We start from the raw sequence: 25558 nt of genomic DNA, 5'->3' as shown, positions 1-25558 counted from the left end.
GGCGAGGATTTTTTACCATTTGGAAACGAATACCGGTGCAAGATACGCCTGCGGTCCTCGCTGGGAAGCAAAGATCGTCCATTTGGAAGGCCCCGTCTGAGCGATCAGTCGGGGCTGACTTTTTTGCGGCGCTAGTCTTTGAAGACCGCGGGGCGTTTGCCGAACTCGGCGGCGATGACTTCCATTTGGTGCGGGCGTCCCAGCAGCGCCGCCTGTTCACGGGATTCCGCGCGCAAAACCTCTGTTTCGGTTCCCGTCTCTGCCAAGGCGGTCAGACGTTTGGCGGCCTTGATGGCGCTCGGGCTTTTGCCGGCGATGGTGGTGGCAAGCGCCATCGCGGCGGCCAGCGGGTCTTCGGCGATTTGGGTGATGAGGCCCCAGCGTTCGGCTTGCTCTGCCCCGATGGGTTGCGCGGTATAGGTCATCAGGCGCAGCACGTCGCCGCGCACCAGTTTGGGCAGCAGGACCATGCCGCCCATGTCCGGGACAATGCCCCATTTCATCTCCATCACCGCCATTTCGGTATCAGGGGCCGCGATGCGGATATCGGCCCCGAGCGCGAGTTGCAGGCCCGCGCCGTAGGTCTTGCCATGCAGCGCCGCGATCACTGGCACGCCGACGCGGGTCCAGACCATCGCGACCTCTTGCCACTGGTTGGTGGTGCCGTCGCCATGGGTGCGCGTCATCATCCGTTCCGTCGGGTCACCGCCCGCCAGCGCCCCCATATTGCCGATGTCGATTCCCGCGCAGAACGCCCGGCCCTCGCCCGAGATCACGACGGCACGCGCGTTCGATGCAGCGACCTCGTTCCCGGCGGCGATGACGGCGTCGATCATATCCTGATCGACGGCATTCATTTTATCGGCGCGGGTCAGGCGCACATGGGCGATGTGATTGTCATAGGTGACGGAAACGCGGCTCATTGGGTCCTCCTTGAATTTTCGTGAGTTTGGGCATGAAGTCCGCATGTTGCAAAGCGAAACGCTACGGCACCCAAAACCGCGCGCGGGCATGCTGATGTCACTTGCCCGAAGCAGGGCAGATGCAGTAGCTGATCCCCATGACACAGTATCGCCTCACCCCGCTTGCCGACGCCCTGCCCTCTACCGTGCCCTTTGTCGGCCCCGAAACGCAGGAGCGCGTCATGGGGCGCGTCTTTGATGCGCGGTTGGGGGCGAATGAGAACGTCTTTGGCCCCTCTCCCCGCGCGATAGAAGCAATGGCGCAGGCCCAGCAGTGGATGTACGGCGACCCGGAAAGCCACGACCTGCGCGCAGCCCTTGCGGAGCATCATGGTATCTCGCCCGCCAACATCATCGTGGGCGAAGGAATCGACGGGTTGCTGGGCTATCTGGTGCGGCTCATGGTGACGGAGGGGGACGCGGTCGTGACCTCGGACGGGGCCTATCCGACATTCAATTATCACGTGGCAGGCTTTGGCGGTGTGCTGCATAAGGTCCCCTATGCCGGTGATCACGAGGATCCTGCGGCCCTATTTGCCAAAGCTGCCGAGGTAGATGCCAAGCTGGTCTATCTGGCGAACCCCGACAACCCCATGGGAAGCTGGCATGAAGGGCCCGTCATTTCCAGCGCGCTGGAAGCATTGCCGAAGGGCTGTCTGCTGGTGCTGGACGAGGCCTATATCGATTGCGCCCCCGAGGGCACCGCCCCCGATCTTGTCGCCGATGACCCGCGTCTGATCCGGATGCGGACCTTTTCCAAGGCCCATGGTCTGGCGGGGGCGCGGGTTGGCTATGCCATCGGCGCACCGGATCTGATCACAGCCTTTGGGAAGGTGCGCAACCATTTCGGGATGAACCGCGCGGCCCAGGCCGGGGCGCTTGCGGCCTTGCAGGACAGCGACTGGCTGGCCCATGTGCAGGCTCGAATCGCTGAGGCGCGGGACCGGATTGCGCAGATCGCTGAGGATAACGGGTTGGTTGCCCTTCCCTCTGCCGCGAATTTCGTGGCGATTGATTGCGGGGCGGACGGCAGCTTTGCCAAGGCGGTACTGGACGGTTTGGTGGCGCGCGGCGTCTTTGTGCGCATGCCCTTCGCGGCGCCGCAGAACCGCTGTATTCGGGTCAGCTGCGGCACGCCAGAAAACCTTGATGCCTTTGCCGCGGCGTTGCCGGGTGCCCTTGAGGATGCGAAAAAAGGCTGACGTAGCGCATATCCCGCCTATGCTGGGCCATGATCCAGTTGCGAGGTGGCATCATGCGCTCTTCCGACCGCGGCCAACCGGCCCCTAACTATACCAGCGCCTGCGTCGTGATGTTCGGCGTCAATATCCTGTGGCTATTCGTTGTGATCTGGGCGCTATGGGGTTTGCTGGCGGTGGTGCTGTCGGGCTGGGCCGTCAATGCCATGATCGATCGCATAGCCGCGCGACGGGGCTAGGCCCCGCCGATCACCTTCGCCGCCGCCTCTAGCGCGCCGGAGCCGCGTTTGATCCCGAGTGCGGACATCCCGGCCTCTATCCCGCCGAGCATCCCCATGATCATCTGTCCGTTCACGTGCCCCATGTGGCCCAGACGGAAGAAACCGTGGCTTTCGGGGCTGCCCTTGGGGGCCATGCCCAGTCCAATACCGAGGGTCAGGCCGATGTTGCCTTCGACCCAGTCGCGCAGCTCTGTCGCTTGGGGGGCCTTGAGCCGCAGTGCTGTCACCGCATGGCTGCGCAAAGCGGGATCGGCGATGTTCAGGGAAAGGTCGCCCTCTGCCCCCCACGCGTCACAGGCCGCCCACACCGCGCGCGCCAAGGTCTCGTGACGCTGCCAGACGGCTTCCAGCCCCTCGTCGTGGATCATATCCAGCGCCGCGCGCAGGCCGTAGATATGGTGCGTGGGGGCCGTGCCGCAGTGGTACTGGTAGAACTCCTCGGGGTTGGCGCGCGGGGTCCAGTCCCAGAAACGGCTGACCCGTGGCATCGCATCGCGCACCGCAGCCGCACGGTCGTTGAAAAAGACAAAGCTTACGCCGGGCGGGACCATCAGCCCCTTCTGGCAGGCGGTGACCATGACATCGGCCCCCCAATTGTCCATCTCGAAGCGGTCACAGGCGAAGGACGCGATACAGTCCACCATCAGCAGCGCAGGGTGATCCGCCGCATCCAGTGCCGCGCGCAGACCGGCGATGTCATTGACCACCGAGGTCGAGGTATCCACATGCACGGCCAGCACGGCTTTGATCTCGTGGTTGGTGTCCGCCTCAAGACGATCGGCGATCCGGTCGATATCCATTGTGGATTGCAGGCCGAAATCCATCACCTCGACGTCTGCCCCGATCCCCGTGGCGGCATCGCCCCAGCCGTGGCCGAACCGCCCTGTCGCGGGCACCAGCACCTTGTCACCGGGGGCTACGACATTGCTCAGCGATGCCTCCCAGGCGGCGTGGCCGTTGCCAATATACATCGCCACCTGATGCTGCGTGCCCGCGATACGGCGCAGATCCTCCATCAACGGCGGCATCATATCGACGATCTCACCGGCATAGATATTGGGGGCCGGACGGTGCATCGCGTTCAACACAGCCTCGGGCATGACCGACGGACCGGGGATCGCGAGGTAGCCGCGCCCTTGTGACAGGTTGGGAAGTTTCGGCATGACACAAGGGCCCTTCAGCAGGAAAAATCTCTTGCAACTTATCCGCAGCCAGCGCCGCGTCAATCACACAAAGCGCGCAGGCAGCTTGCCCTGCCCCTACGGGCTGCGTAAACCCGTAACTGTATATGCCCAAAGGAACCGGCCTTTATATGAGTGATGTGACCTATACCTCGCGCGAACTGCTGACCTGGCTTTGGCGCGACTATCTGAAAAAGCATATGTGGGTGCTGCTTGTCGCGATCATCTTCATGTCGATCGAGGCCTCGACCATGGGCGGGTTGGCAAAGCTGATGCAGCCGATGTTCGATCAGGTCTTCGTCGCTGGTGAGAAAGGCGCATTGCTGTGGGTTGGTTTGGTGCTGGTGGGCATTTTCGTCCTGCGCGCCGTGTCGGGTGTGGTGCAAAAGGTGCTGCTGACACGCATCAAGCAGAAGTCGGCGGCTGATATGCGGATCGATCTGCTGGACCGGATGATGGTGCAGGACGGGGCCTTTCACCAACAGAATCCTCCGGGGTTTCTGATCCAGCGCGTGCAATCGGATGTGAATGCCATCGGATCGGTCTGGCAGGCGGTGATCACCGGTGCCGGTCGCGACTTGATCGGGCTGATCGTATTGCTCGGCGTCGCGATCTCTATCGACCCGGTCTGGGCGCTGCTGGCCTGCATCGGATTGCCGCTGATGGTCATGCCCGCAGCATTGGCGCAGCGCTTTGTGCGCGCGCGGTCGCGCGAGGCACGGGATCTGGGCGCGACCCTGTCGACACGGCTAGACGAGGTTTTCCACGGCATCGTGCAAATCAAGCTCAACGCGCTCGAGAAGTATCAGGCCAAGCAATACCGCGACCTGACCAGAACCTATATCCGTACCGAGGTACGTGCCTCTTTCGGGAACTCGGCCATTCCGGGGATGATCGACATCATCTCGGGCCTCGGGTTCATGGCCGTGATCCTTTATGGCGGCAACGAAATAATCGAAGGCGAAAAAACCATCGGTCAGTTCATGACCTTCTTTACCGCGATGGGGTTCACCTTTAACCCGCTGCGCCGTCTGGGGGCGATCAGCGGGTTGTGGCAGACGGCTGCTGCCGCGCTGGAACGTCTGAAAGAGCTGATGGACGAGCCGGTACACCTCACCTCGCCCGCCAAACCCACGCCTGTGCCCACCACCCCACCGCATATCGCGCTTGAAGGGGTTAGCCTGTCTTACGGGGATGCCAAGGTGCTGGACAATCTCACGCTGCACGCTGCGGCAGGCGAGACGACGGCGCTTGTCGGTGCATCTGGCGCGGGGAAATCGACGATATTCAACCTGTTGACCCGTCTGATCGACCCGCAAGAGGGCAACGTCAGCATCGCGGGCGTCCCCCTGACAGAGATGGACATCCCCGCGCTGCGCGGCTTGTTCTCTGTCGTGACGCAAGAGGCGCTTTTGTTTGACGAAACCCTGCGCGAGAATATCGTATTGGGCCGCGAGAATGTATCTGACGAAGAGCTGCAGCAAGCGCTGGATGCGGCGCATGTGTCGGACTTTTTGCCCAAACTTGAACACGGGCTTGAAACCCGCGTCGGTCCGCGCGGCTCTGCCCTGTCGGGGGGGCAGCGCCAACGTGTCGTGATCGCCCGCGCCCTGCTGCGCAACACACCGATCCTGCTGTTGGACGAAGCCACCAGCGCGTTGGACGCGCAGTCAGAGAAAGTCGTGCAGCAAGCGCTGGACCGTCTCTCTCAGGGGCGCACCACCTTGGTCATCGCCCACCGTCTGTCTACCATCCGCGGCGCGGATAAGATCGTTGTGATGGACCGTGGTCGCGTCATGGACGAAGGCAAACACGAAGACCTTCTGGCCCGTGGCGGCATCTATGCCGATCTCTATCGGCTTCAGTTCGAGGATGGAAAAACCGTCAGCGACGGACGCAATCTAGCGGCGATGCGGCGGATGGAACGCGGCCTCAAACCTGTCGAGCCGAACCTGCTGCAACGTATCGGGCTCCGGCTGTTCGGCAACTAGGCCAACACCCGGCACGCTGATCACTTGGCATAGCCTTCGGCCAGCTTGGCCGGGGCGACCCCCGCGAAATAGCGGATCAATGTCCATAGGTTACGCGCCCCGCGACGCAACCAGCCCTGCCGCGCGTATTTGTCGGCCGACGTCACCGCGGTGACGTCCAGCCCCAGCAGATGGCCGCGCAGGGCACGCGCCAGCGCCACATCTTCCATCAGCGGCTGATCAGGATACCCACCAACCGATTGATAAAGCGCACGTGGCAGCAGCAGCCCCTGATCCCCATAGGGAAGCCCCAAACGGCTACGCAGGTTCGCCCAAGCGGCCACCGCTTTGCCTGCCATGCCGCCTTGGTCAAATTGAAGCTGGCACCAGCCCGCTTTCTGCCCCCGCAGATGCGCGGTGACGGGCCCCGTCCACCCCGGTGCCAGCCGCGTATCGGCGTGTAACACCAGCAGCCAGTCGGATTGCGCTTTCGCACAGCCGCGCCGCAACTGTCCGCCCCGCGATGCCGGACCGCTGACGATCTCTGCGCCCCATGCTTCTGCCAATGTCAGGGTCATGTCGGTTGACCCCCCGTCGCTGATGATCAGCTCGCGGATGAGTCCCGCCTCCAGCCCCTCCATCAGGGCGGTTAGGCAGCCGGTCAGGGGCGCTTCGGCATTCAAGGTCGGAATGACAACAGATATAGGCGCGCGCATGGTTGCCCCTTTCAGCTTCGAACTGCGCTGCTATATGTCATGTTAACCATTGAAAGGACAAGCGATATGACCAGCCGCCGCATCCTGAGACTGTCAGGCCCCGACACCCGCGAGTTTCTGCAGGGCCTTGTGACCAACGATATCCGCAAGCTGGATCAGGCCCCGATCTATGCCGCGATCCTGACGCCCCAAGGCAAATTCATCACCGATTTCTTCCTGTCCGCCGACGGGGACAGCGTTTTGCTGGACGTGGCCGAAGCGGATGCCGACGCGCTGGTGCAGCGCCTGACCATGTACAAGCTGCGGGCTGATGTCACGATAGACGCGACCGGATTGCATCTGCACCGCGGGCTAGAGAACGCACCGGACGATGCCTATAGCGACCCTCGCGATGCCCGCATGGGCTGGCGCGCCTATCGCGACACACCGCAAACCGATGACACCACCGATTGGGACGCGCTGCGGGTGACCTATATGATCCCCGAAACCGGGGCAGAGCTTACCTCGGACAGCTTTATCCTCGAAATGGGGTTCGAGCGGCTGAACGGCGTGGATTTTCGCAAGGGCTGCTACGTCGGACAAGAGGTAACGGCCCGCATGAAACACAAGACCGAGCTGCGCAAAGGTTTGGCCCAGGTCGAGATCAGCGCGCCGGTAGAACCCGGCACGGACATCACCGCCGATGGCAAACCTGCTGGTACGATCTTTACCCGCACCGGCACCTATGCACTGGCCTATCTGCGGTATGACCGCGCCAAGGCGGCGATGCAGGCGGGGGATGCCACGGTGACCATGGTGACGGACGGCTAAGGCCCCGCAACGGCCCTGCGCAAATATTAGGCAGGCCAAGATGACAGCGTGCGCAGCCCGCCGGAAAAGTTGCATATCGGCAACAAATACCCGCGACTGGGGAGATCCGAGGCTCCCAAATCCAATACCCCGCCTGCCCCGCAACGCAAAAGAGCCCCGGCATTCACCGGGGCTCTGCACTGCAGCGAAGCTATGACGTAGCGTCACACCAGAGCTTACGCGCGTTCGGAATATTCCATCGTTTCGGTGTTCACGATGATCTCTTCGTCCTGTCCGACGAAGGGCGGCACCATCACTTTGACGCCGTTATCAAGCACCGCTGGCTTGAAGGAATTCGCCGCTGTCTGGCCTTTGACGACCGGTTCAGTTTCGACAATTTTACAGGTTACTTTTTGTGGCAAGGACGCGTTCAACGCCTCTTCCTCGTGATACTCGACCACGACCATCATACCGTCCTGCAAGAAGGGGCGACGCTCTCCGAGAAGCTCGGCTGAAAGCTGCACTTGCTCGTATGTTTCGGTGTCCATCAGAACCAGCATACCTGCGTCTTCATACAGGAATTGTTGGTCTTTTTGCTCTAGCCGGACCTTTTCAACCTTGTCGGCGCTGCGGAAGCGTTCGTTCAGTTTCGACCCGTTGCGCAGGTTGCGCATTTCGACCTGAGCAAAGGCACCGCCCTTGCCCGGTTTGACATGATCGACCTTGACCGCTGCCCAGAGACCACCGTTATGCTCGAGCACATTTCCTGGCCGAATTTCGTTCCCGTTAATCTTTGGCATGTATCAGCACCATAGCAATGAAGTTGAAGAGAGATTGGACCGACCTATATATATCAACGTCGACCCCCGCAAGACAGCGCACCCGATGCTGCAACCGCGAAAGCCATGCAGCAAATGCATGAGTGTTATGCAATAAAGGTGTATCCGAATCGAGCTCTTTCGGTCATAAGGAACCCCACGCCTAAATGACAAGAGCAAGAATAATAGAAAGGACGACGAGATGAAAGATTTCGTTGATGGCACTGCCTTTAACAATGAACAAGGTAACCGTGCCCGCAAACTTTTCGCAGCTGTGGTACTGGCTGCATTGGACGATGCGATTGCCGATGACAAAAAATACGGCAACGGTCCTGAACAGATTGCCCGTTGGGCCCGCTCCCGCGATGGCCGCGAAGTATTGAGCTGCGCGGGCATCGACCCCAACGAGCGTGTTGTCGAAGGTCTGATGGACTTTGTTGGCAAAGGTGTCCGTACCTCTGTCGCCCTGTCCCGCGAAGAGTCCGAGCGTCGCCACGCTGCACAACAGGCTGAAGCTGCCTGAAGACTGCCAAAAGTTTGAACAAAAAGACGCGGCTCACGGGCCGCGTTTTTTTTGGCTAAATGCGTTTGTGTTATGCCGGAAAGCGTTTCGCCCGCCTGATGCGCAAAAGGGCAAGGTGTGACGCCCTGCCGCTTACCTGATGCGTTGCGCCGAAACGGTAAAGCCCCGACAGTGGCGGATTTCTGCGAGAGTGCTGGGTTCTTGAATCTAGGTTGCAGCGACGAAGCTGGTGTTCGCTGAGGGTGCGCGATCAGGAAAAGTGCTCGCGCTGCTTTCCAAAAAAGATGGGGAGTAGAATTTATCTGCGCATGAACTTCTGGCGAGCTTCACGAGCAATATTGTATCGCAGTTCAAGGCGAGCGAGTTCAGCCATCGCTTCCTTCCGTTCAGGCCCGTTTGCAAGCGTGGCAAGATGGCTCTGATGCGCAGCCATCTTCTTCTTGAGTTCGATTTCTTCCGGCACGACACCGGCTTGAGCCATAATGCGGAACCCCGCAGCTTCTCCCGCATCCACAAAAGCATCCGCTGAGCGATCAGGCAGTGGTTTGCCTTCGCCTTCAAGACCTTCAAGCTGACCTTGCAGCTTCGCCTTCTGTATCTGGCGCTCGATGAGTCTCTGAAGATTTCGGATCATGCTGACCAATAGCTCAGTGTTGAGGTAACGAATACTACGGGCTCGAAGCGGACGTTGCGGCGGCGGCGTCTTGGCCTGAGCTGCAAAACATCTGGCAAGGGGCTTGCGTGACGCCCTGCCCCTTTATCCACTAAGATGCACCTTCGCGCTAAAGGCTCTTTATTCCAGATCTTGCGACGTCAAGGCGCGGTGAATTTCACGGCGCACCAGTTTGCGGACGTTGCGGGTGATCCGTTCACCCAAGGCCCCCTGCAGCTCTGTTCGCACGATTTCAGACACCAGATCACGCAGCATCTCTTCGTCCAGATATTCATCCGGCCCGAACCCGAGCGTCGCATCATCATCCTGCGCCGTTTCGGCAGGGGCGTCGGTGGTATCGGTCACAGTCGCGTCTGCTGCGGTCACACGGGTGGCAAAGGGGCCGTCCACAACACGATCTTGGGGTTCGGCACGCTCTTGAGGTGCATGGGACTCGACAGGATCGTGCCAGCCCATATCCTCGTCCAGCAGGCCCTCTTCCGTATCGTTTTGGGTGGCATCGGACACTGGCGCGCCGGTGGCGTCGAATTCAACGTCGTCTTCCCAGGCCATCGCGGGGTCTTCGCTGCCGGAATAATCGCTTTTGCCGGGCTCGTCAGGTTCCCAGTTTTCGGGAATGCGGCTGATCGCTGTTTCGAGGGCAGCGATTTTCGCGCTCAACCGGTCCGGCGTCGGTGGCACGTCATCGACCAGCTCGGATGAGCCAAGGTTGAGCATATCGGTGGAGTATGCCGCGGCACGTGGCGCGCTAAAGGCCAGCTTGCGCGGCGGCTCGGTCGTATCCTGCGGCTTGCCATCCCCTGCGGGCGTGGCGAACTGGGCGCGAAAGCGCGGTTCGCGGCCGGAAATAAACTTAAAATCTTCGGCAACTTGATTGCGATCCGAGGCGGACAAATCCGCCTCCTCGTCCGTCTCAACGTCCGTATCCATGTCCTGCATCGCATCCTGATAGGACGCCGACCGGGGCTGAACCGCCTCTGGCGTCGCCTTTTTCCGAGGGGCGGCCACAGGCGCGTCATTGGACACGCGCAAGGACGGCGTCAGCACAAGTTTCTCTTCAATCGCAGGCGCTTCCGACGGCTTCTGCGCTGGTTTGCGATCTTCGGAGACCAGACGGCGGATCGAAGACAGAACGTCTTCGACCTCTGCATTTGTGACGGTTTCGGACATATTTAATCACCACTCGTTCTTCGCGAATAGTCTAACCCGAAGGTTGGCTTCTCACAATGGGGGTGGTGAAAATGTCAGTCTTTTTGCAGCGCCTTCAGCACACGATCCAACTGCTTCCCCTCTTTGGAGTATTTTGTCGGGCCGTCCTTAACCATATTATAATAGGCGGATGGATCATAGATCTGCACCGGCAGTTTCAGGTCCTGCGCGGTCAGCTGACCCGTCGCGGAGAGCACCGAATAGGCCGCAACATAAAGCTGCGATTGCGCTGATACACGGGCAGAACGGGCGTCGAGCAAGGATTGCTCTGCGTCCAGTACATCAAGTGTGGTGCGCGCGCCCAAGCTGGCTTCCTCGCGGATACCGTCAAAGGCGATCTGTGCCGCGCGGACCTGACGCTGGGAGGCTTCGATCTGCGCCCGGGCAGAGGCAAGCCCCGCATAGGCATCGCTGACCGCACGTTCCACGTCTTTAACCACCACATGCAGATTGCCGCGCTGTGCGTCGCGCTGCGCCTGGCTTTTGCGAACACCGGCCGACAAGGCACCGCCTTGATAGATCGTTTGCCCGACCTGAAAGCCAATCGACCCGCTGCGTGTCGAGGCTTGGGAATCAAACGTCTCGGTCAGACCGTAAGACCCCTGCACCGAGACATTGGGCTTCAGCGCGGTTTCGTTACTGCGTACCAGCAGATCGGCAGCCGCGACCTGGTGCTGGACGGTCAGGATATCGGGGTGCTGACGCACCGCCAGTGCTTTGGCCGTCGCGATGCTGTTAGACAGCTTCGGCAGGCTTGGTGGCGGGCTTAGACGACCGGGCTCACGCCCCACGGCCACCTTGTAATAGGCTTTCGCGCTGATGAAATCGCCCTGTGCACCGGCAAGATTGCTGCGTGCGGCGGCCAGCTGTGCTTCGGCAAGCGATACGTCGGTGCGAGTCACCTCCCCCACTTCGAAACGGTCACGGGCAGCCCGCAATTCCTGCGTCAGAACCCGCACGTTATTCTCCGCCAGAGAGACAAGCTGCTGCGTCTGGATCACGGTCATATAGGCATCAACAGCGCGCAGCAGAATCTGCTGTTCGGCGCTGACCAGCGTTTCGCGCGTGGCAAGCACGGTTTCTTTTGCCGCCTCGATCGAATAGCGCGACGACCCGAAGTCATAGACCAGCAGCGACGCCACAAGGTTCACCGATGTCGTCAGTGAATCGGTAGAGCTTTTGAAACCCGCCGGGATGGTGCTGGTGCCCCCGCTGACCGACCGGTTATAGGATTGCGTCAGGTTCCCCGTCCACTGCAGCACCGGCTTGAGCGCGGATTTCGCGATCGCCACATCTTCGTCTGCGGCGCGCAACACGGCGCGGTTCTGGTCCAGCAGGCCCGAGTTGTTATAGGCCCCGACCAGCGCATCGGCCAACGTCTCTGCCTGTGTGGCCATCGGTGCCAGCAGCCCCAAACCGACGCAGGACGCCGCGATCATGCTGCGGACGGACCGCATCTTGCCCGTATTCATCATATTTCACACTCCATCGGTGTCACTGCATCTGCCGTCATCTGCAGCAGTTCTGATAGCTTAAAGCTGAAATTCTTTCGCGCGGGTAAACCCGTCCAGGACAGGTGCGGCGGCGTTGAAACTTTTGCGCCAGCTGATGCCACGTTCGCTTTTGTAGCCCAAACGCACCTCGCCCAGGGGGCCGTCCATGAACAGGCAAGCGATCCGCCCGCCATCCTTGAGCTGCGCCAACAGCGCTTCGGGCACGTCGGCGACACCGCCTTGCACGATCACTACATCATAGGGCCCATGTTGCTGCGCCCCTTCAGCCAGCGGGCCGTGGTGCACGATGACATTGTCGATATCCGCGTTGATCAGGGTTTCCTGCGCTTCTTTCGCCATCTGCTCGTCATCCTCGACGGCAACGACCGCTTCGGCCATATGTGCGATCACGGCAGAGGAATAGCCGTAGCCACAGCCAATATCGAGCACCAGCTCGTCATTCTCGACCCCAAGATCGTCCAGCATCTTGGCCAGCGTCCGCGGCTCAAGCAGCACGCGCCCTTCGCCCAAGCTGATGTTTTCGCCCAGATAAGCTGCCTCGCGGCGGGCCACCGGCACAAAATCCTCGCGCGCCACCTTAAGCATCGCATCAATGATCGGGAACTTGGTAACATCCGAAGGGCGCACCTGAGTATCAACCATCATGGTGCGGCGGGCTGTGAAATCTGTCATCAGCTAAACTCTTTCGTTCAGTTATTTGTCTCGTGAGATGCCACATCACCGCCCGCCGGGCAACGGCCAGTCGGGTCAATAGGCGCAATTTTCCGTGTTTGTCGGATAATACGGTTAAAACATAGAGGATGCCATAGCCACGACGCATGCCACGCGCGACCAGCCTGTGAGAAACGTAATTTAGAGAGGGGAATATAATGGAGGCGAGTAGGAGAATCGAACTCCTGTACACGGATTTGCAATCCGCTGCGTAACCACTCCGCCAACTCGCCTCGGCCGCGATGACGCGGCTGGCACATGGGCCACTGGCCCCTATGCGTTTGGCGCTTATCCCGATTTTCTGGGGAAATGTCTAGCCCAGTTTAAAGCAAAACGGCGGGAAAAATATCTCCCGCCGTGAAATGGTCAATTACAGGGAAATGACGGGCTTGTCGTCTTCTTCGGGCGCGTCGAGCTGCAGGTGGTGATCTTCGAGGATCAGGATGTTTTCCGCCCCCACAACCGCGCTTTTGGTTTTGTAGCCGATGACGTCTTCGATCTCCATCTCGGGGTTACGCGCCATCAGGATCGTCTCTTCGGACGAGAAGTTGGTCAGCCCGCGGGCGAACTCGTTCCCCTGCTCGTCATAGACGTGCAGCACATCACCTTTAGAGAATTCGCCCTGGATCGACACCAGATCATCACGCTGCAAGCCGCGCTCCTTGGCGGTGATAGCGCGGACAGCCTCGTCCGTGACGACCAGCGTTCCGGCAACCTGCAAACGGTTGCTTAGCCAGATCATCAGCGGCGACGCGGCCTTGGCCGACGCCAGACAACGGGTGTGGCGGCGTTCGTTATTCAGTACCGAGGAAATCGGGCGTTCGATGATACCGTCGGCGATGATCGTCTCGACACCGGCGTTCTGTGCCATATTGGCCGCCAGCATCTTGGTCAGCATGCCGCCGCTGCCCAATTCGCTGATGCTTTTGGTGGATTCGAGGTGTTCGGATACATCTTCGATTTCCTCGATGAACTGGGCACCGGGTTCGGAGGGGTCACGGTCATACAAGCCTTCGACGCTGGTCAGGATGATCAGGTGATCGGCCTCGACCATCTGGGCCACCTTGGCGGAGAGACGGTCATTGTCGCCCACTTTCAGGTCGCGTGTCGCGATGGAGTCGTTCTCATTGATGATGGGCAGGATCTGGTTTTCAAACAGCCGCAGCATGGTGTTCTTGATGTTCAGAAAGCGGCGACGCTCTTCCATGTCTTCGACGGTCACCAGCATTTGCGCCACGTCAAAGTTGTATTCATTCGCAACCTGACGGTAGGCGTTCATCAGCAGTGGCTGACCACAGGCGGCCGCCGCTTGTTTGTCCAGAATACCGGCCTCTTCGGGGCGTTTCCCGATCATGTTCAGGCCAAGCGCGACCGAGCCTGACGAGGTCAGGATGATCTCGTATCCCTGGTCCTGAAGGTCCCCCAAATCCGCCATGAGACCGTTCATGAAAGCATAGCGCAATGTCAGCTTTTCTTCATTGGCCAACAGGCTGGATCCGATTTTAACGACGATACGTTTCTTCTTGGACACGGGGAGATTTCTCCGGTTTATTGTTAAATTTCAACGCGTCATCCCGCGCGACACAGAATGCCGCAACGCAGAAAAACGCTGTGATTCGGGGATGTATAACATGTGGACACCAAGCATTTGCAACCGCCAAGCTAGGGCGCGCGGGATTACGCCACGCTCAGGCCGTGGTTTTCAGCCCTTCTAGCGCGGTACGGGTCGCGGCGGGAATCTCGGTCGGGCGGTGGTCGTCGCGGTTTACATAGACATGCACAAAGAACCCTTCGGCAGAGGCGTTTTCCTCGTCGTTCCGGAACAGGCCCAACTCCATCCGGACGGAGCTTTTGCCAAGCTGCGCCACCCGCAGCCCCGCTGTCACGCGGTCGGGGAAGGCCATCTCTCCGAAATAGCGGCAACCGGTTTCCACGACGAGCCCGAAGGCGGGGCTGGTCTGCGGGTCCAGCAGCCCCCGTTCGATCAGCCAGCCGTTTACGGCCGTGTCAAACAGCGCATAGTGCACGACGTTGTTCATATGCCCATAGGTGTCATTGTCGTTCCATCGCGTCTGCAATGGATAGAAATCCGCGAAATCGGCACGGGTGGCAGCGGGTGCGCGGGCGGCCATTACCAAGCCGCCTCGTAGATTGCCTGAGCATCGGCCTGTGTCACCTCGCGCGGGTTGTTCACAAGCAGACGGGCCTGCACCATCGCGTCTTCGGCCATCTTGGGGATCGCGGACTGGGGGATATCGACATCGCGCAAGCGTGGCGGCAGCCCAAGCCGCTTGGATAGATCCGTCAGCGCATCAACGAAGGCGGCAGTCCGCGCCTGACCGCCTTCGACCTCTGCCAGTTCGGGGAAGGCATCGGCAGCGATCTCGGCATAGACACTGCCGGCTTGGGGCGCGTTGAAGCGCAGCACGTGGGGCAGCACCAGCGCGTTGGACAGCCCGTGCGGGATATGGAAGGTGCCACCGATGGGATAGGCCAGCGCGTGTACCGCCGCGACGGGGGCATTGGCAAAGGCTTGCCCCGCCAGCATCGACCCCAGCAACATCGCGCCGCGGGCCTCCAGGTTGCTGCCATCCGCGACGACGGTTTCGATATTGGCCCCCAGCAGGCGCAGCGCCTCGCGGGCGAGAAGCTTGGACACAGGGTTGTTGTTGGCATTGACCGAGGCATAGGATTCGATCGCGTGTACCATCGCGTCAACGCCTGTGGCCGCGGTGATCGACGCGGGCAGACCGACGGTCAGGGAGGCGTCCAGAATGGCCATGTCAGGCAGGATCACGGGCGAGGATACGCCGCGCTTTTCCTCTGCCCCGACGGTGATGATCGACACAGGCGTGACCTCTGACCCGGTGCCAGCGGTGGTGGGGACCAACACCAGCGGCAGGCGCGGCCCCTTGGCCTGCCCTACCCCCCAAGCGGCATCCAGATCCTCGTCAGAGCCAAGCAAAAGCGCCACAAGCTTGGCCACATCCTGTGATGACCCGCCGCCAAAGCCGATGACTCCGGTCGCCCCCGCGCTGCGCCCTGCCTCTACCGCGCGCATCAATGTCTCGCGCGAGGGGTCGGCCTCTACATCATCAAAGACGGTGACCTGATGACCGGCTTTCTCAAGCGCGTCGATGCAAGGGTCGCACAGGCCAAGTTTGCGCAAACCGGGGTCGGTGATCAACAGGCACGCCTTGCCCAGCAACCCGCCTGCCAGCGCGGCGATACGCACGGCGGCCCCGTTTTCGAATACGACAGATTTTGTGGTGTTGAATACAAAAGGGTTCATATGCCCGCGCCTCTCCCATAGCTGGCTGCAGCGTTCCTCCGCGCTGCGACTTGGGGGCATTAAAGGGAATTATCCTGCACGCGCATAGCCGTTATTTCGGTTTCTTTTTTCGCTCTGCGAAACTGCGGGAAGAGCCTGGCCCGCCACGCAACAAATGTGCATAACCACCCTGCGCGATTGGGTTTTTCGACGCGGCATCCAGCGTCTGCGTGGATAAATCGGGCGCGTTTGACACATCAGACAAGCCGTCAGGCCCTTCAGGGCAAGCGGCGGACTTCGTTGGTCTGGCTGCGCAGATACTCCATCACCGCGGGACGTACCGATTGATCCCCGCGATCACGTGCGGCGTGGATCACCTCGCGGATTTCCCCCAGATCAGAGCGGTGCAACATGCTTTTGACCGGCCCGATGGACGCGGGACGCATGGACAGCGTTGTGATCCCGATGGCAGCAAAGCACAGCGCCTCTATCGGGCGGCCCGCATCCTCGCCACAGAATGACAGTGGCGTACCGGTTTCGCGGCAACGGTCTACGATGTTCTCTAGGAAGGTCAGGAAACTGACGTTCAGCGTGTCATAGCGGCGGCGCACCAGCTCGTTCTCGCGGTCGGCGGCAAAGAAGAACTGCTTAAGATCGTTGCCCCCGATCGACAGGAATTCGACCTCTTCGAAAAACTTCGTCGGGGCAAAGGCCAGCGACGGTGTCTCCAGCATCGCGCCCACTTCGATTTGCGACGGCAGCACATGGCCCAAGCGCGCCTCGCGGGCGAGCGTCTTATCCATCTCGGCACGGGCGGCGCGGTATTCTTCGAACTGCGCGACAAAGGGGAACATCACCGACAGGGGGCGCCCGTTCGCCGCACGGATCAACGCCTGCAACTGCATCCGCATCATGCCCGGCTTGTCCAGCCCGACACGGATCGCACGCCAGCCCAAAGCGGGGTTCGGTTCGTCGTTGGGCTTCATATAGGGCAGCACCTTGTCCGACCCGATATCCAACGTCCGGAACACCACACGTTTACCCGACGCGGCATCCAACACACGGCTATACAGCGCGGACAGCTCCGACCGTTTCGGCATCTGGCTGCGCACAAGGAACTGAAGCTCTGTGCGGAACAGCCCCACCCCTTCGGCCCCTGACCCGTCAAGCGAGGGGAGATCCGCCATGAGACCCGCGTTCATGTGCAGCCCGACCCGCGTGCCGCATTTGGTGATCGCCGGTTTGTCGCGGATCGACGCATAGCGTTCCTGCGCCTCGGCCTGCATCGCGATTTTGTCGCGGAAGGCAGAGGCAACGGTTTCCTCGGGGCGCAGATGCACCACGCCCTGTTCGCCGTCCACCATGATCCGGTCGCCGTTCAGCGCATCATTGGTCACGCGGCTGGCATGGACGATCAGCGGGATCGCCAGCGCCCGTGCGACAATCGCGGCATGGCTGCCAACCGACCCGCCCTCCAGCACGATACCGCGCAGGGAACGGCCGTATTCCAACAGCTCAGCCGGTCCGATGTTGCGCGCCACCAGAATAGGGTCGGTGGGCATCTCGGCCCCCGTGTTCGACCCCTGCCCTGTCAGAATGCGCAGCAAGCGATTGCTGAGGTCATCGAGATCGGACAGACGTTCGCGCAGATAGGCGTCGGCGGCCTGCCCCATACGGGCGCGCGCCAGAGATTGCTCTTTCTCGACAGCCGCTTCGGCAGACAGGCCACGGCCGATGTCTTCCTCCATCCGGCGCAACCAGCCTTTGGAGTTGGCGAACATCCGATAGGCTTCAAGCACCTGTTGCTGGTCTTTGTCCCCGCCCGCCATTGCCATCATCTGATCCACGCTGACACGCAAATCATCGACCGCCTCGTTCAGGCGTGCGGTTTCACTGGCAGGGTCATCGGCCACAAGCTTTGACACGACAACGCGCGGCTCGTGCAGCCAGACGTGGCCCTCGGCCACGCCCTCTTGCGCCACGGTGCCGCGGATCAGAACCGCCTGACTGTGCCGCGCCGACATCGCGGCACCCTCGCCGACAAAGGCCCCTAGCTCGGTCATTTCGGCCAGCACCATGGCGACCACTTCCAGCGCATAGACCTCGTCAGCCGAGAATTCCCGCGCGGCCTTGGATTGCACCACCAGAACGCCCAGCATCTCGCCCAAGCGCTGCACCGGTATACCCAGAAAGCTTGAATACAGTTCTTCGCCCGTTTCCGGCATAAAGCGGAAACCGGGGGCCTGCGGGGCATTTGGCGTGTTGATAATGCGCTTGCGTTTGGCGACGCGCCCGACCAGCCCCTCGCCCATCTTCATGCGCGTCTCGTGGACCGCATCGGCCTTCAGCCCTTCGGTCGCGCAAAGTTCCAGCGTGTCTTCATCGCGGAACAGGTAGATAGAGCAGACCTCGCAGCCCATAGAGGACGCGATCAGATGCGTGATCTTGTCCAGCCGCGCCTGCCCTGCATCATCACTGGCCATGGCATCGCGTAAGCGACCCAACAGCTTGCGGCTTTCTGTCTCTATCCCATCAGCCATGTGATCATTTCCCCCCGGCGATGCCAGCTTAGATCACAGGCGTCCCAAAATTGAAACGCCTGATATCATTGACATCTATCATCTGCTCCCCGAGGCCGGAAGATGCGTTTTCCCCTGTTGCGGGAAAACGCTGTGATCTTCGCAGGTGGGGTGCCCGGGAATTAGGCGGGTTTGTCCAGCTCGAACGCGTCATGCAGCGCCTGAACGGCCAGCTCCATGTATTTGCGGTCGATCAGAACAGAGATTTTGATCTCGGAGGTGGTGATGACTTTGATGTTCACACCCTCGTTCGACAACACCTGAAACATCTTCGCCGCAACGCCGGTGTGGCTGCGCATGCCGATCCCCACGACCGACACTTTCGCCACATCGGTATCCGCGATCAGATCGTCGAAATTCAGCTCGCCCGATTTTTTCGCGGCATCAATCGCGACTTCCGCGCGTTTGATCTGATCGACGGGGCAGGACCACGTCATATCGGTGCGCCCCTCTTCCGAGATGTTCTGAACGATCATATCGACGTTCACGCCACCATCGCTGAGTGCGGTGAAGATCGCGGCGGCAATGCCGGGGCGATCCGCGACCGAAACCAGCGTCATCTTTGCTTCGTCACGCGAAAACGCGATACCCGATACTACATTGCTTTCCATAATTTCCTCCTCGGCGCAGACCAGCGTTCCAGCCTCGTCTGATTGTTCCTCAAAACTGCTCAGCACGCGCAGCTTGACCTTGTACCGCATGGCCAGTTCGACCGACCGGGTTTGCAGGACCTTGGCCCCCAGCGACGCCAGTTCCAGCATCTCTTCAAAGGCGATCTTGTCGAGCTTGCGCGCCTTGGCGCTCACCCGCGGGTCGGTGGTGTAGACCCCGTCCACATCGGTGTAGATATCGCAACGCTCTGCATCAAAGGCAGCGGCAAAGGCGACGGCAGTGGTGTCCGACCCGCCACGCCCTAGCGTGGTGATCCGGCCCTCGGGGGAAACGCCCTGAAAGCCCGCGACAACCGCGACGCGCATGCCTTCGCCGAATTTCGCCATGATGTTTGCAGGCGGAATTTCCTCGATCCGGGCCGAGGAATGCGCGGAGGTCGTCTTGACCGGCACTTGCCAGCCTTGCCAGCTGCGCGCCGGTACGTCCATTTCCTGCAAGGTCAGCGCCATCAGACCCGCGGTGACATTCTCGCCCGAGGAGACGACAGCGTCATATTCGCGCGCGTCATATAGCGGAGAGGTTTCGTTCACCCAGCCGACCAGCTCGTTCGTCTTTCCCGACATGGCGGAAACGATGACGATCACGTCATAGCCCTTGGCCACTTCGACGCCCACGCGTTTGGCCGCGCGGCGGATACGGTCCAAGGTGGCCACCGACGTGCCACCAAACTTCATCACCAGAACAGGCATATGTCCCCCGTTGCAAAACTCCGGCGCGGTGTACGCGCAAGCGCCGCCCTTAGCAAGCCCGCAGGCCGCTGTCGTAACGCAGGGAAATTATGTGTGAACCGCAAGTTGCAAGGTAGCAGGGCGGGGTATCCGCCCGCCCAAGGTCGCCTGCGCCCCCCCCCGTCTATGACGTGGTGCGTTTGGCCCGAAACGGCAGCGGCGTCAGCGGGATACCCTCTTCGATCAGGGCGACGGCTTCGTCCAGACGCGCCTCGCCATAGATTGACCGGTCGGGCGCATCCCCGATGTGGATGGCACGGGCTTCACGCACGAAATCATCGCCCACATATTCCGAGGAGGTTTCGACCTCTTTGCGCAGCGCCTTCAGCGCCTCTTCCAACGCGCTTTGAGGCTTCGATAGCACCGGTACTGCGGCGTCCGGCTTTTGACCACCCTCACCGCGGTTCTCGCGGCGCTCACCGGTTGTGACACGGGGGGCCATCATGCCCTTGGTCACCTTGGCCGACCCACACAGCGCACAGGTCAGATGCCCCGCCTGCGCCAGCGCATCAAAGGCGGCGGCAGATTTGAACCAGCTTTCAAACTGGTGGTCTTGATCACATTTCAGCGAAAACTTGATCATCGCGCCCGCAGGCATCCTCTCGTCGTTAAGATATGTTAAAAATGGGGGCGCAAGCCGGTCCCGTCAAGCGGCTCAACTCCGCCCGCGCGGATCGAAGTCCCGGATCATGCGCGCCAGCTCGGGCTCTGACACCATTTTGGCGGCCTTCTTGCGCGACATCCACTTGCGCCGCCGCTGGCCGGCTTCGGGGTATTTATCGGCGGTGATCTTGACCTCTACGGGATAGAGCATGGCCACCACCGGCAGCATCTCTCCATCGTCCATTTCCTTTGTGTAGGAATAGACGCCAAGGCAGCCGCCCGTGACCCGCCCGCGCACGCCCGCTTCTTCCCATGCCTCGCGCGCGGCGGCGGCACCGGGGGTTTTGGCATCCATCGGCCAGCCTTTCGGCACAATCCAGCGTTTCGCCCCCCGAGACGTGATCAACAGCACCTGCACCTTGCCTTGGCGCACACGGTAACACAGCGCGGCGAACTGTGTTCGCACCTCTCCCTTGCGGGCACCTTGCAGTGATATGGGCAGCTGTTTCATGCGGGGCATTCTGTCTCCGGGGTGGTACGGCAACAAAAGCCTACCCGTGCCGTGATGACAAGACCAGTCGCCCTTGCACGCCCCTACGGCATGGCGGATACTGCGGGAATGAAACGTTTTTTGCCGCTCATTTTTGCAGCGCTGCTGCCCACCCTCACGCAGGCAGAGCAGCCTTCGGTGACGGTCTTTGCGGCCGCCAGCCTGCGCGGTGCCCTGGACGAGGTCGCGCGCGGCTATGACGGCGATGTGGCGCTGTCGTTTGCCGGGTCCGGCACGATGGCACGGCAGATCGATGCGGGTGCCCCTGCCGATGTGGTCTTGTTGGCGGCACCGGTCTGGATGACATGGCTGCGGGATCGCGGCGCGGTCAAAGCTGACGCGGTGGTTGATCTGCTGGGCAATTCGCTTGTGTTGATCGCACCCGCAGACAGCGATATTGCGCCGGAAGCCGCCGATCTGGCGCGCGTCCTTGGCGATGCACGGTTAGCTATGGGTCAACGGGACGCCGTGCCCGCCGGTATCTATGCGCGCGAATGGCTTGAGGCGACAGGACAATGGGAAGCGATCGCCCCGCATCTGGCAGAGACGGATAACGTGCGCAGCGCACTGGCTTTGGTCGCGCGGGCCGAGACGCCTTTGGGCGTGGTCTATCGCACCGATGCTTTGGCCGAACCGCAGGTCCGCATCCTCTATGATATCCCGCAGGAGGCCCACAGCCCGATCACCTATCCCGCCGCCGCGCTTTCTGACAGCGGCGCGGCCTTCATGGCGCACCTGCAGTCCGACGACGCCCGCGCGGTCTTTGCCCGCCACGGCTTTATGCCGCTGCCCGAATGATCGCAGACGCCGCCGCATGGGACGCGCTGCGCCTGTCGCTTTGGGTTGCCTGTTGGGCGACGCTGCTGGCTGTTCCGCTGGCGCTTTGGGTGGCGTGGTTGCTGGCGCGACGGGATTTCTGGGGCAAGGCGCTGCTGAATGCCGCCGTGCATCTGCCACTGGTTTTGCCTCCTGTGGTCACGGGGTATCTGCTGCTGATGGCCTTCGGGCGGAATGCGCCCTTGGGCCGCGCACTGGACACCATCGGATTGCAACTGGCGTTCCACTGGTCCGGCGCGGTACTGGCCGCGATCATCATGGGGTTCCCCTTGATGGTCCGCGCCATGCGCCTGGCGATAGAGGCGGTGGACCCCAAGCTCGAAGACGCCGCCGCCACGCTTGGCGCCCCCCGCGCGGCGGTTTTCGCCCGTGTCACCCTCCCCCTCATTTTGCCGGGTGTGCTGGCGGGGACCGTGATGGGCTTTGCCAAAGCCATGGGCGAATTTGGCGCCACGATCACCTTTGTCGCCAATATCCCCGGCCAGACGCAAACCCTGCCAAGCGCCATCTGGGCCGCCTTGCAGATACCCGGTGGCGAGGGTCAGGCGGTGGCGATGGTGCTTATGTCTTCGGCCATCGCGGTCAGCGCCGTGCTTCTGTCCGAGCTGCTCGCCCGCCGCGTTGCCAAAAGGATCGCGGGCACATGACGCTTTCACTGTCCCTGTCGCACCGCTTTGACGGCTTCGCGCTGGACCTCGCGCTTGAGGCCGGGCCGGGCATCACCGCGCTGTTTGGCCGGTCGGGGGCCGGAAAATCCACCGTGATCAACGCTGTTGGTGGCTTGCTCCACCCCGACCGCGGGCGCGTCGTGATCGAGGACGAGGTGCTGCTGGATACCGAGGGCGGCATCTATGTCCCCCCGCACAAGCGCCGCCTTGGCACCGTGTTTCAGGACGCGCGGCTGTTCCCGCATCTCAGCGTGGCGCAAAACCTGATGTTCGGTGCCCGCTATGCGCCGCGCGGCAGCAGCGGCCCGTCACAACGCGACGTGGTGGCACTGCTTGGGCTAGAGACATTGCTCGACCGCGCGCCCGCCACGCTATCAGGCGGCCAAAAGCAGCGCGTCGCCTTGGGGCGTGCCTTGCTGAGCCACCCGCGCATGTTGCTGATGGATGAACCGCTCGCCAGTCTGGACGGGCCCCGCAAGCAAGAGATTTTGCCCTTTCTCGAACGGCTGCGCGACGGGCCGCTCGGGCTGCCGATCCTGTATGTCAGCCACGCGGTGGACGAGATCGCGCGGCTGGCCGATACGCTGGTGCTGATCCAGAACGGAAAGGTTCAGGCGCAGGGTCCGCTGTTCGATGTCATGGCCGATCCCGCTGCCGTACCCCTGCTTGGTGTCCGCGAGGCGGGTGCCGTGATCGAAGCTGATGTCGTAGAACATGGGAATGACGGGATCACGACCCTGCGGATCAGCGCCGGAGAGCTTGAGCTGCCCGGCGTGCACGCCGATGCCGGTGCCCGCGTGCGTCTGCGGGTGCTGGCCCAGGACGTGATCCTGTCCCTGACCCGCCCCGAGGGGCTGAGCTCGGTCAACGTGCTGCCCGTCACAGTCGAGGCGGTTCACCCGGGCGACGGTCCGGGCGCGGCCATTGCCCTGCGTGCGGGACGCGACCGGTTGCTTAGCCGCGTGACGGCCCGCGCTGTCGCCGAGCTTGGGCTGACACCGGGCACGACTTGCTATGCGATCCTCAAGGCCACCACAGTCGCGCCGGGCAGTATCGGGCGCTAGGCGATCTTGCGCAGCCCAACCTTGGCGCGCAGCCGCTCGACCAGTTCTTCGTGGGGGACATCCGCATCAATCGCCAGCTTGCGCAGCCCGAAGTGCACATGGGCCATATCTTCGTAATAGCTGGTATAGGCATAGTTGGTCGCCGCACCGGCCACCGCCCCCAGCACCGGCACTGCCTGTGCAGCCAGCTTTTGCCCCAAGACCAGCGCCAGACGCGGGGCCACTTTGGCAATCACCGCCTGCATGGCCCGCCCGCTTAACGCGACACGTGCCGATAGGAACGCCAGATCGGCCCCGTCATCCTCTGACAAGGGCCCCGCGGCGCTGAACACCTGCACGCAATCGAACTGCACATTCTCGGCATGGGCATCAAAGCCGTGTTCCACCGCCACCCCCTGAATAACGCGGAGCAACAAGGTCGTCGTCACCGGCAGCTCTGCCAGTGCCGTGGGCAAGCCACCTGCGCCGCCCGCCGCCCCCATCGCCGCGCTGACCGCCTGGTTCAGCCAGCTTTTCTGGTCCGGCACCATCGACCGCGTCGACGTCGCTGCCTTCATCGCCTGGCCCAATGCCTTGACGGTGGCGCTTTCAAGATTGCGGCGCACGGGCGAGGGAAGCTTGTCGATCAACCCCTCGGCGCTGCCGCCGATGACGTTCAACACATTGATACCCACGCCGCCCGCGCTTTTGTAGCGCTTGGCGATCTGGTCCAGCCGTGCCTCTACGTCAATGGTGCTGGGTAGGTTGCTTTCAATCTGCATGGGGTGGGGCCTCCGCCTGTTTGGCTAGAATGTGGGCCATCCCGCCGCCGCTTTCAATGTGGCCAAGCGGTGACATCGCCCGCGATGCCCTCCCACGCGCCATCGACCAGCGCGCGGCCCAACACCCGTTCAGGGTTCGTTGGCGGCGGCATCACCACATCGGTCAGCAAGGTAAAGCCGAAGCGGTTATAGTAAGGCGCATCCCCCACCAGCATCACGCGCGACCACCCCAGCGGGGCCGCTTGCGCCAGACTGCCCTCTATCAGCAAGGCACCCAAGCCTTCGCCCTGCCGCGTCGGGTGCACGGCAACGGGCCCCAACAACAGCGCGGCATGGGCACCGATACAGATCGGCCAATAGCGGATGGCCCCGGCAAGGATACCGCCCGCGTCACGTGCCACATGGTTCAGCCCCGCCACCGGCGGCACCCCGTCGCGCAGGCGGTAGGACGACAACGCCTCGCGTCCCGGCGCAAAGCAGGTGTCGTACAACGCTTCGACTTCCCAGTGATCGGCAGCCGTCTCGGGGGTAATATGATACAAGGCGTGGCCCTCTGGACGGTTTTCCTGTGGCGCTGCCTTTATCATGGCGCTAGCCATAGGTGCAAACCATGAGGAGAGTTTGATGTTCTACCGCCCGCAAGATGGCCACCCCCTGCCCCATAACCCGTTCAACGCGATTGTCACACCGCGCCCGATCGGATGGATTTCCACCCGAGACGCGGACGGGAACGACAATCTGGCCCCCTATTCTTTTTTCAACGGGGTCGCCTATACGCCGCCGCAGGTGATGTTTGCCTCTACCGGGACCAAGGCCGATGTGGACGGGACCAAGGACAGCATGGCGAACATCCGCGAGACCGGCGTCTTCTGCGTGAACATTGTCGAATACGCGATGCGCGACGCGATGAACGCCTCCTCTGCGACGCTGCCCCATGGTGCGGATGAATTCGGCCACGCTGGCATCGAAAAGGCGAGCTGCGATCAGATCAACTGCGCCCGTGTGGCGACCGCCCCTGCCAGCCTGGAATGCCGCATGACCCAGATGGTCAAGATCGAGGGAGAGAATAACTTTGTCGTCTTCGGCGAGGTCGTCGGCGTCCATATGCGCGACGATTGCATCAAGGACGGGCGGTTCGACGTGACGACCTACCAACCGCTGTCCCGCTTGGGCTACCGCGATTATGCCCGCGTGACCGACGTGTTCGAGATCATCCGCCCCGACGATTGATCCTCCCACATCCCGAAAAGCAAAAAGCCCCCGATGCGGACTGCATCGG

At 61.7% G+C, this 25558-nt stretch carries 26 protein-coding genes and 1 tRNA gene; 9 read left to right on the top strand and 18 right to left on the bottom strand.

Features of this window, described 5'->3' with window-relative positions; genetic code table 11:
* Positions 1-131 precede the first annotated feature (131 nt).
* A complete protein-coding gene (locus tag B4F27_RS14180; RefSeq protein WP_037944666.1) occupies positions 132-923 on the bottom strand; it encodes a crotonase/enoyl-CoA hydratase family protein in 792 nt (263 codons plus the stop codon).
* Between the two features lie 137 nt (positions 924-1060).
* Between B4F27_RS14180 and B4F27_RS14175 the strand changes: the two genes are divergently transcribed.
* Positions 1061-2164: a pyridoxal phosphate-dependent aminotransferase gene (locus tag B4F27_RS14175; RefSeq protein ID WP_286759941.1), complete on the top strand. Its 1104-nt coding sequence runs from the start codon at positions 1061-1063 to the stop codon at positions 2162-2164.
* A gap of 29 nt (positions 2165-2193) precedes the next feature.
* On the top strand, positions 2194-2400 hold the full coding sequence (locus B4F27_RS14170) for a hypothetical protein (protein WP_286759940.1): 207 nt from the start codon (positions 2194-2196) through the stop codon (positions 2398-2400).
* Here B4F27_RS14170 and B4F27_RS14165 read toward each other — a convergent pair.
* Complete coding sequence (locus B4F27_RS14165; protein WP_286759939.1) at positions 2397-3605, bottom strand: pyridoxal-phosphate-dependent aminotransferase family protein; 1209 nt, start codon at positions 3603-3605, stop codon at positions 2397-2399. The two genes, B4F27_RS14170 and B4F27_RS14165, sit on opposite strands and share 4 nt — an antisense overlap.
* Before the next feature lie 149 nt (positions 3606-3754).
* Here B4F27_RS14165 and B4F27_RS14160 point away from each other — a divergent pair, with 149 nt between their 5' ends.
* Positions 3755-5614: an ABC transporter ATP-binding protein gene (locus B4F27_RS14160; protein ID WP_005849313.1), complete on the top strand. Its 1860-nt coding sequence runs from the start codon at positions 3755-3757 to the stop codon at positions 5612-5614.
* A gap of 20 nt (positions 5615-5634) precedes the next feature.
* Here the strand turns inward: B4F27_RS14160 and B4F27_RS14155 are convergent, their stop codons facing one another.
* The gene (locus B4F27_RS14155; RefSeq protein ID WP_286759938.1) at positions 5635-6309 is read right to left on the bottom strand and encodes a TIGR04283 family arsenosugar biosynthesis glycosyltransferase; all 675 of its coding nucleotides are present in this window, start codon (positions 6307-6309) and stop codon (positions 5635-5637) included.
* 66 nt (positions 6310-6375) lie between these two features.
* On the opposite strand from B4F27_RS14155, the gene B4F27_RS14150 reads away from it, so the two are divergent.
* Positions 6376-7119 (top strand): YgfZ/GcvT domain-containing protein, encoded by a 744-nt coding sequence (locus B4F27_RS14150; RefSeq protein ID WP_286759937.1) that lies wholly within the window; start codon positions 6376-6378, stop codon positions 7117-7119.
* Positions 7120-7334: 215 nt separating this feature from the next.
* Here the strand turns inward: B4F27_RS14150 and efp are convergent, their stop codons facing one another.
* Positions 7335-7898, bottom strand: coding sequence for an elongation factor P (gene efp, locus B4F27_RS14145; RefSeq protein WP_009825091.1), 564 nt, complete (start codon positions 7896-7898; stop codon positions 7335-7337).
* Between the two features lie 220 nt (positions 7899-8118).
* On the opposite strand from efp, the gene B4F27_RS14140 reads away from it, so the two are divergent.
* Positions 8119-8439 carry a DUF6280 family protein gene (locus B4F27_RS14140; protein ID WP_005849321.1) on the top strand — a complete coding sequence of 107 codons (321 nt, stop codon included), beginning with the start codon at positions 8119-8121 and terminating at the stop codon, positions 8437-8439.
* A 298-nt stretch (positions 8440-8737) separates the two neighbouring features.
* On the opposite strand, the gene B4F27_RS14135 is transcribed toward B4F27_RS14140, so the two are convergent.
* The 12 genes from B4F27_RS14135 to B4F27_RS14080 all read right to left on the bottom strand — a co-directional run bounded on the left by B4F27_RS14135 (position 8738) and on the right by B4F27_RS14080 (position 20910).
* Complete coding sequence (locus tag B4F27_RS14135; protein ID WP_039912143.1) at positions 8738-9073, bottom strand: DUF1992 domain-containing protein; 336 nt, start codon at positions 9071-9073, stop codon at positions 8738-8740.
* A 159-nt stretch (positions 9074-9232) separates the two neighbouring features.
* On the bottom strand, positions 9233-10282 hold the full coding sequence (locus B4F27_RS14130) for a hypothetical protein (protein WP_286759936.1): 1050 nt from the start codon (positions 10280-10282) through the stop codon (positions 9233-9235).
* Between the two features lie 74 nt (positions 10283-10356).
* Positions 10357-11796 carry a TolC family outer membrane protein gene (locus B4F27_RS14125; RefSeq protein ID WP_286759935.1) on the bottom strand — a complete coding sequence of 480 codons (1440 nt, stop codon included), beginning with the start codon at positions 11794-11796 and terminating at the stop codon, positions 10357-10359.
* Between the two features lie 57 nt (positions 11797-11853).
* Complete coding sequence (locus B4F27_RS14120; protein ID WP_005849328.1) at positions 11854-12507, bottom strand: protein-L-isoaspartate O-methyltransferase family protein; 654 nt, start codon at positions 12505-12507, stop codon at positions 11854-11856.
* Positions 12508-12705: 198 nt separating this feature from the next.
* Positions 12706-12779: transfer RNA gene (locus B4F27_RS14115), tRNA-Cys, on the bottom strand.
* 137 nt (positions 12780-12916) lie between these two features.
* Positions 12917-14077, bottom strand: coding sequence for a glutamate 5-kinase (gene proB, locus B4F27_RS14110; RefSeq protein ID WP_005849359.1), 1161 nt, complete (start codon positions 14075-14077; stop codon positions 12917-12919).
* A 157-nt stretch (positions 14078-14234) separates the two neighbouring features.
* Positions 14235-14678: an acyl-CoA thioesterase gene (locus B4F27_RS14105; RefSeq protein WP_009825098.1), complete on the bottom strand. Its 444-nt coding sequence runs from the start codon at positions 14676-14678 to the stop codon at positions 14235-14237.
* Positions 14678-15838, bottom strand: coding sequence for an iron-containing alcohol dehydrogenase (locus B4F27_RS14100; protein WP_286759934.1), 1161 nt, complete (start codon positions 15836-15838; stop codon positions 14678-14680). Before B4F27_RS14100 ends, B4F27_RS14105 begins: the two co-directional genes overlap by 1 nt.
* Before the next feature lie 257 nt (positions 15839-16095).
* Positions 16096-18357: a phosphoenolpyruvate--protein phosphotransferase gene (ptsP, locus tag B4F27_RS14095; protein WP_005849365.1), complete on the bottom strand. Its 2262-nt coding sequence runs from the start codon at positions 18355-18357 to the stop codon at positions 16096-16098.
* A 161-nt stretch (positions 18358-18518) separates the two neighbouring features.
* Complete coding sequence (locus B4F27_RS14090) at positions 18519-19757, bottom strand: aspartate kinase (protein ID WP_037966259.1); 1239 nt, start codon at positions 19755-19757, stop codon at positions 18519-18521.
* Between the two features lie 163 nt (positions 19758-19920).
* The gene (locus B4F27_RS14085; RefSeq protein ID WP_414717703.1) at positions 19921-20394 is read right to left on the bottom strand and encodes a DUF1178 family protein; all 474 of its coding nucleotides are present in this window, start codon (positions 20392-20394) and stop codon (positions 19921-19923) included.
* 57 nt (positions 20395-20451) lie between these two features.
* Positions 20452-20910, bottom strand: coding sequence for an NUDIX hydrolase (locus tag B4F27_RS14080; protein ID WP_005849371.1), 459 nt, complete (start codon positions 20908-20910; stop codon positions 20452-20454).
* A gap of 108 nt (positions 20911-21018) precedes the next feature.
* Between B4F27_RS14080 and modA the strand changes: the two genes are divergently transcribed.
* Genes modA through modC form a run of 3 tightly spaced genes read left to right on the top strand, consistent with a single transcriptional unit; the run spans position 21019 to position 23518 of the window.
* A complete protein-coding gene (gene modA, locus B4F27_RS14075) occupies positions 21019-21747 on the top strand; it encodes a molybdate ABC transporter substrate-binding protein (protein WP_286759932.1) in 729 nt (242 codons plus the stop codon).
* Positions 21744-22433, top strand: a complete 690-nt coding sequence (modB, locus tag B4F27_RS14070) for a molybdate ABC transporter permease subunit (protein ID WP_286759931.1) — start codon at positions 21744-21746, stop codon at positions 22431-22433. Before modA ends, modB begins: the two co-directional genes overlap by 4 nt.
* Positions 22430-23518 carry a molybdenum ABC transporter ATP-binding protein gene (gene modC, locus B4F27_RS14065; protein ID WP_286759930.1) on the top strand — a complete coding sequence of 363 codons (1089 nt, stop codon included), beginning with the start codon at positions 22430-22432 and terminating at the stop codon, positions 23516-23518. Before modB ends, modC begins: the two co-directional genes overlap by 4 nt.
* Here the strand turns inward: modC and B4F27_RS14060 are convergent.
* Together B4F27_RS14060 and B4F27_RS14055 are read right to left on the bottom strand one after the other, a co-directional pair.
* A complete protein-coding gene (locus B4F27_RS14060; protein WP_005849379.1) occupies positions 23515-24279 on the bottom strand; it encodes an EcsC family protein in 765 nt (254 codons plus the stop codon). The two genes, modC and B4F27_RS14060, sit on opposite strands and share 4 nt — an antisense overlap.
* 53 nt (positions 24280-24332) lie before the next feature.
* Entirely contained in the window at positions 24333-24866 is a 534-nt protein-coding gene (locus tag B4F27_RS14055; RefSeq protein ID WP_009825105.1) for a GNAT family N-acetyltransferase, read from the bottom strand.
* A 37-nt stretch (positions 24867-24903) separates the two neighbouring features.
* Here B4F27_RS14055 and B4F27_RS14050 point away from each other — a divergent pair, with 37 nt between their 5' ends.
* Positions 24904-25509: a flavin reductase family protein gene (locus tag B4F27_RS14050; protein ID WP_005849383.1), complete on the top strand. Its 606-nt coding sequence runs from the start codon at positions 24904-24906 to the stop codon at positions 25507-25509.
* The last annotated feature ends 49 nt before the right edge of the window (positions 25510-25558 follow it).

Source organism: Sulfitobacter sp. UBA1132, from assembly GCF_002311545.1.
Taxonomy (GTDB): Bacteria; Pseudomonadota; Alphaproteobacteria; order Rhodobacterales; family Rhodobacteraceae; genus Sulfitobacter; species Sulfitobacter pontiacus.
This window is presented reverse-complemented; position numbering and strand designations above follow the sequence as displayed.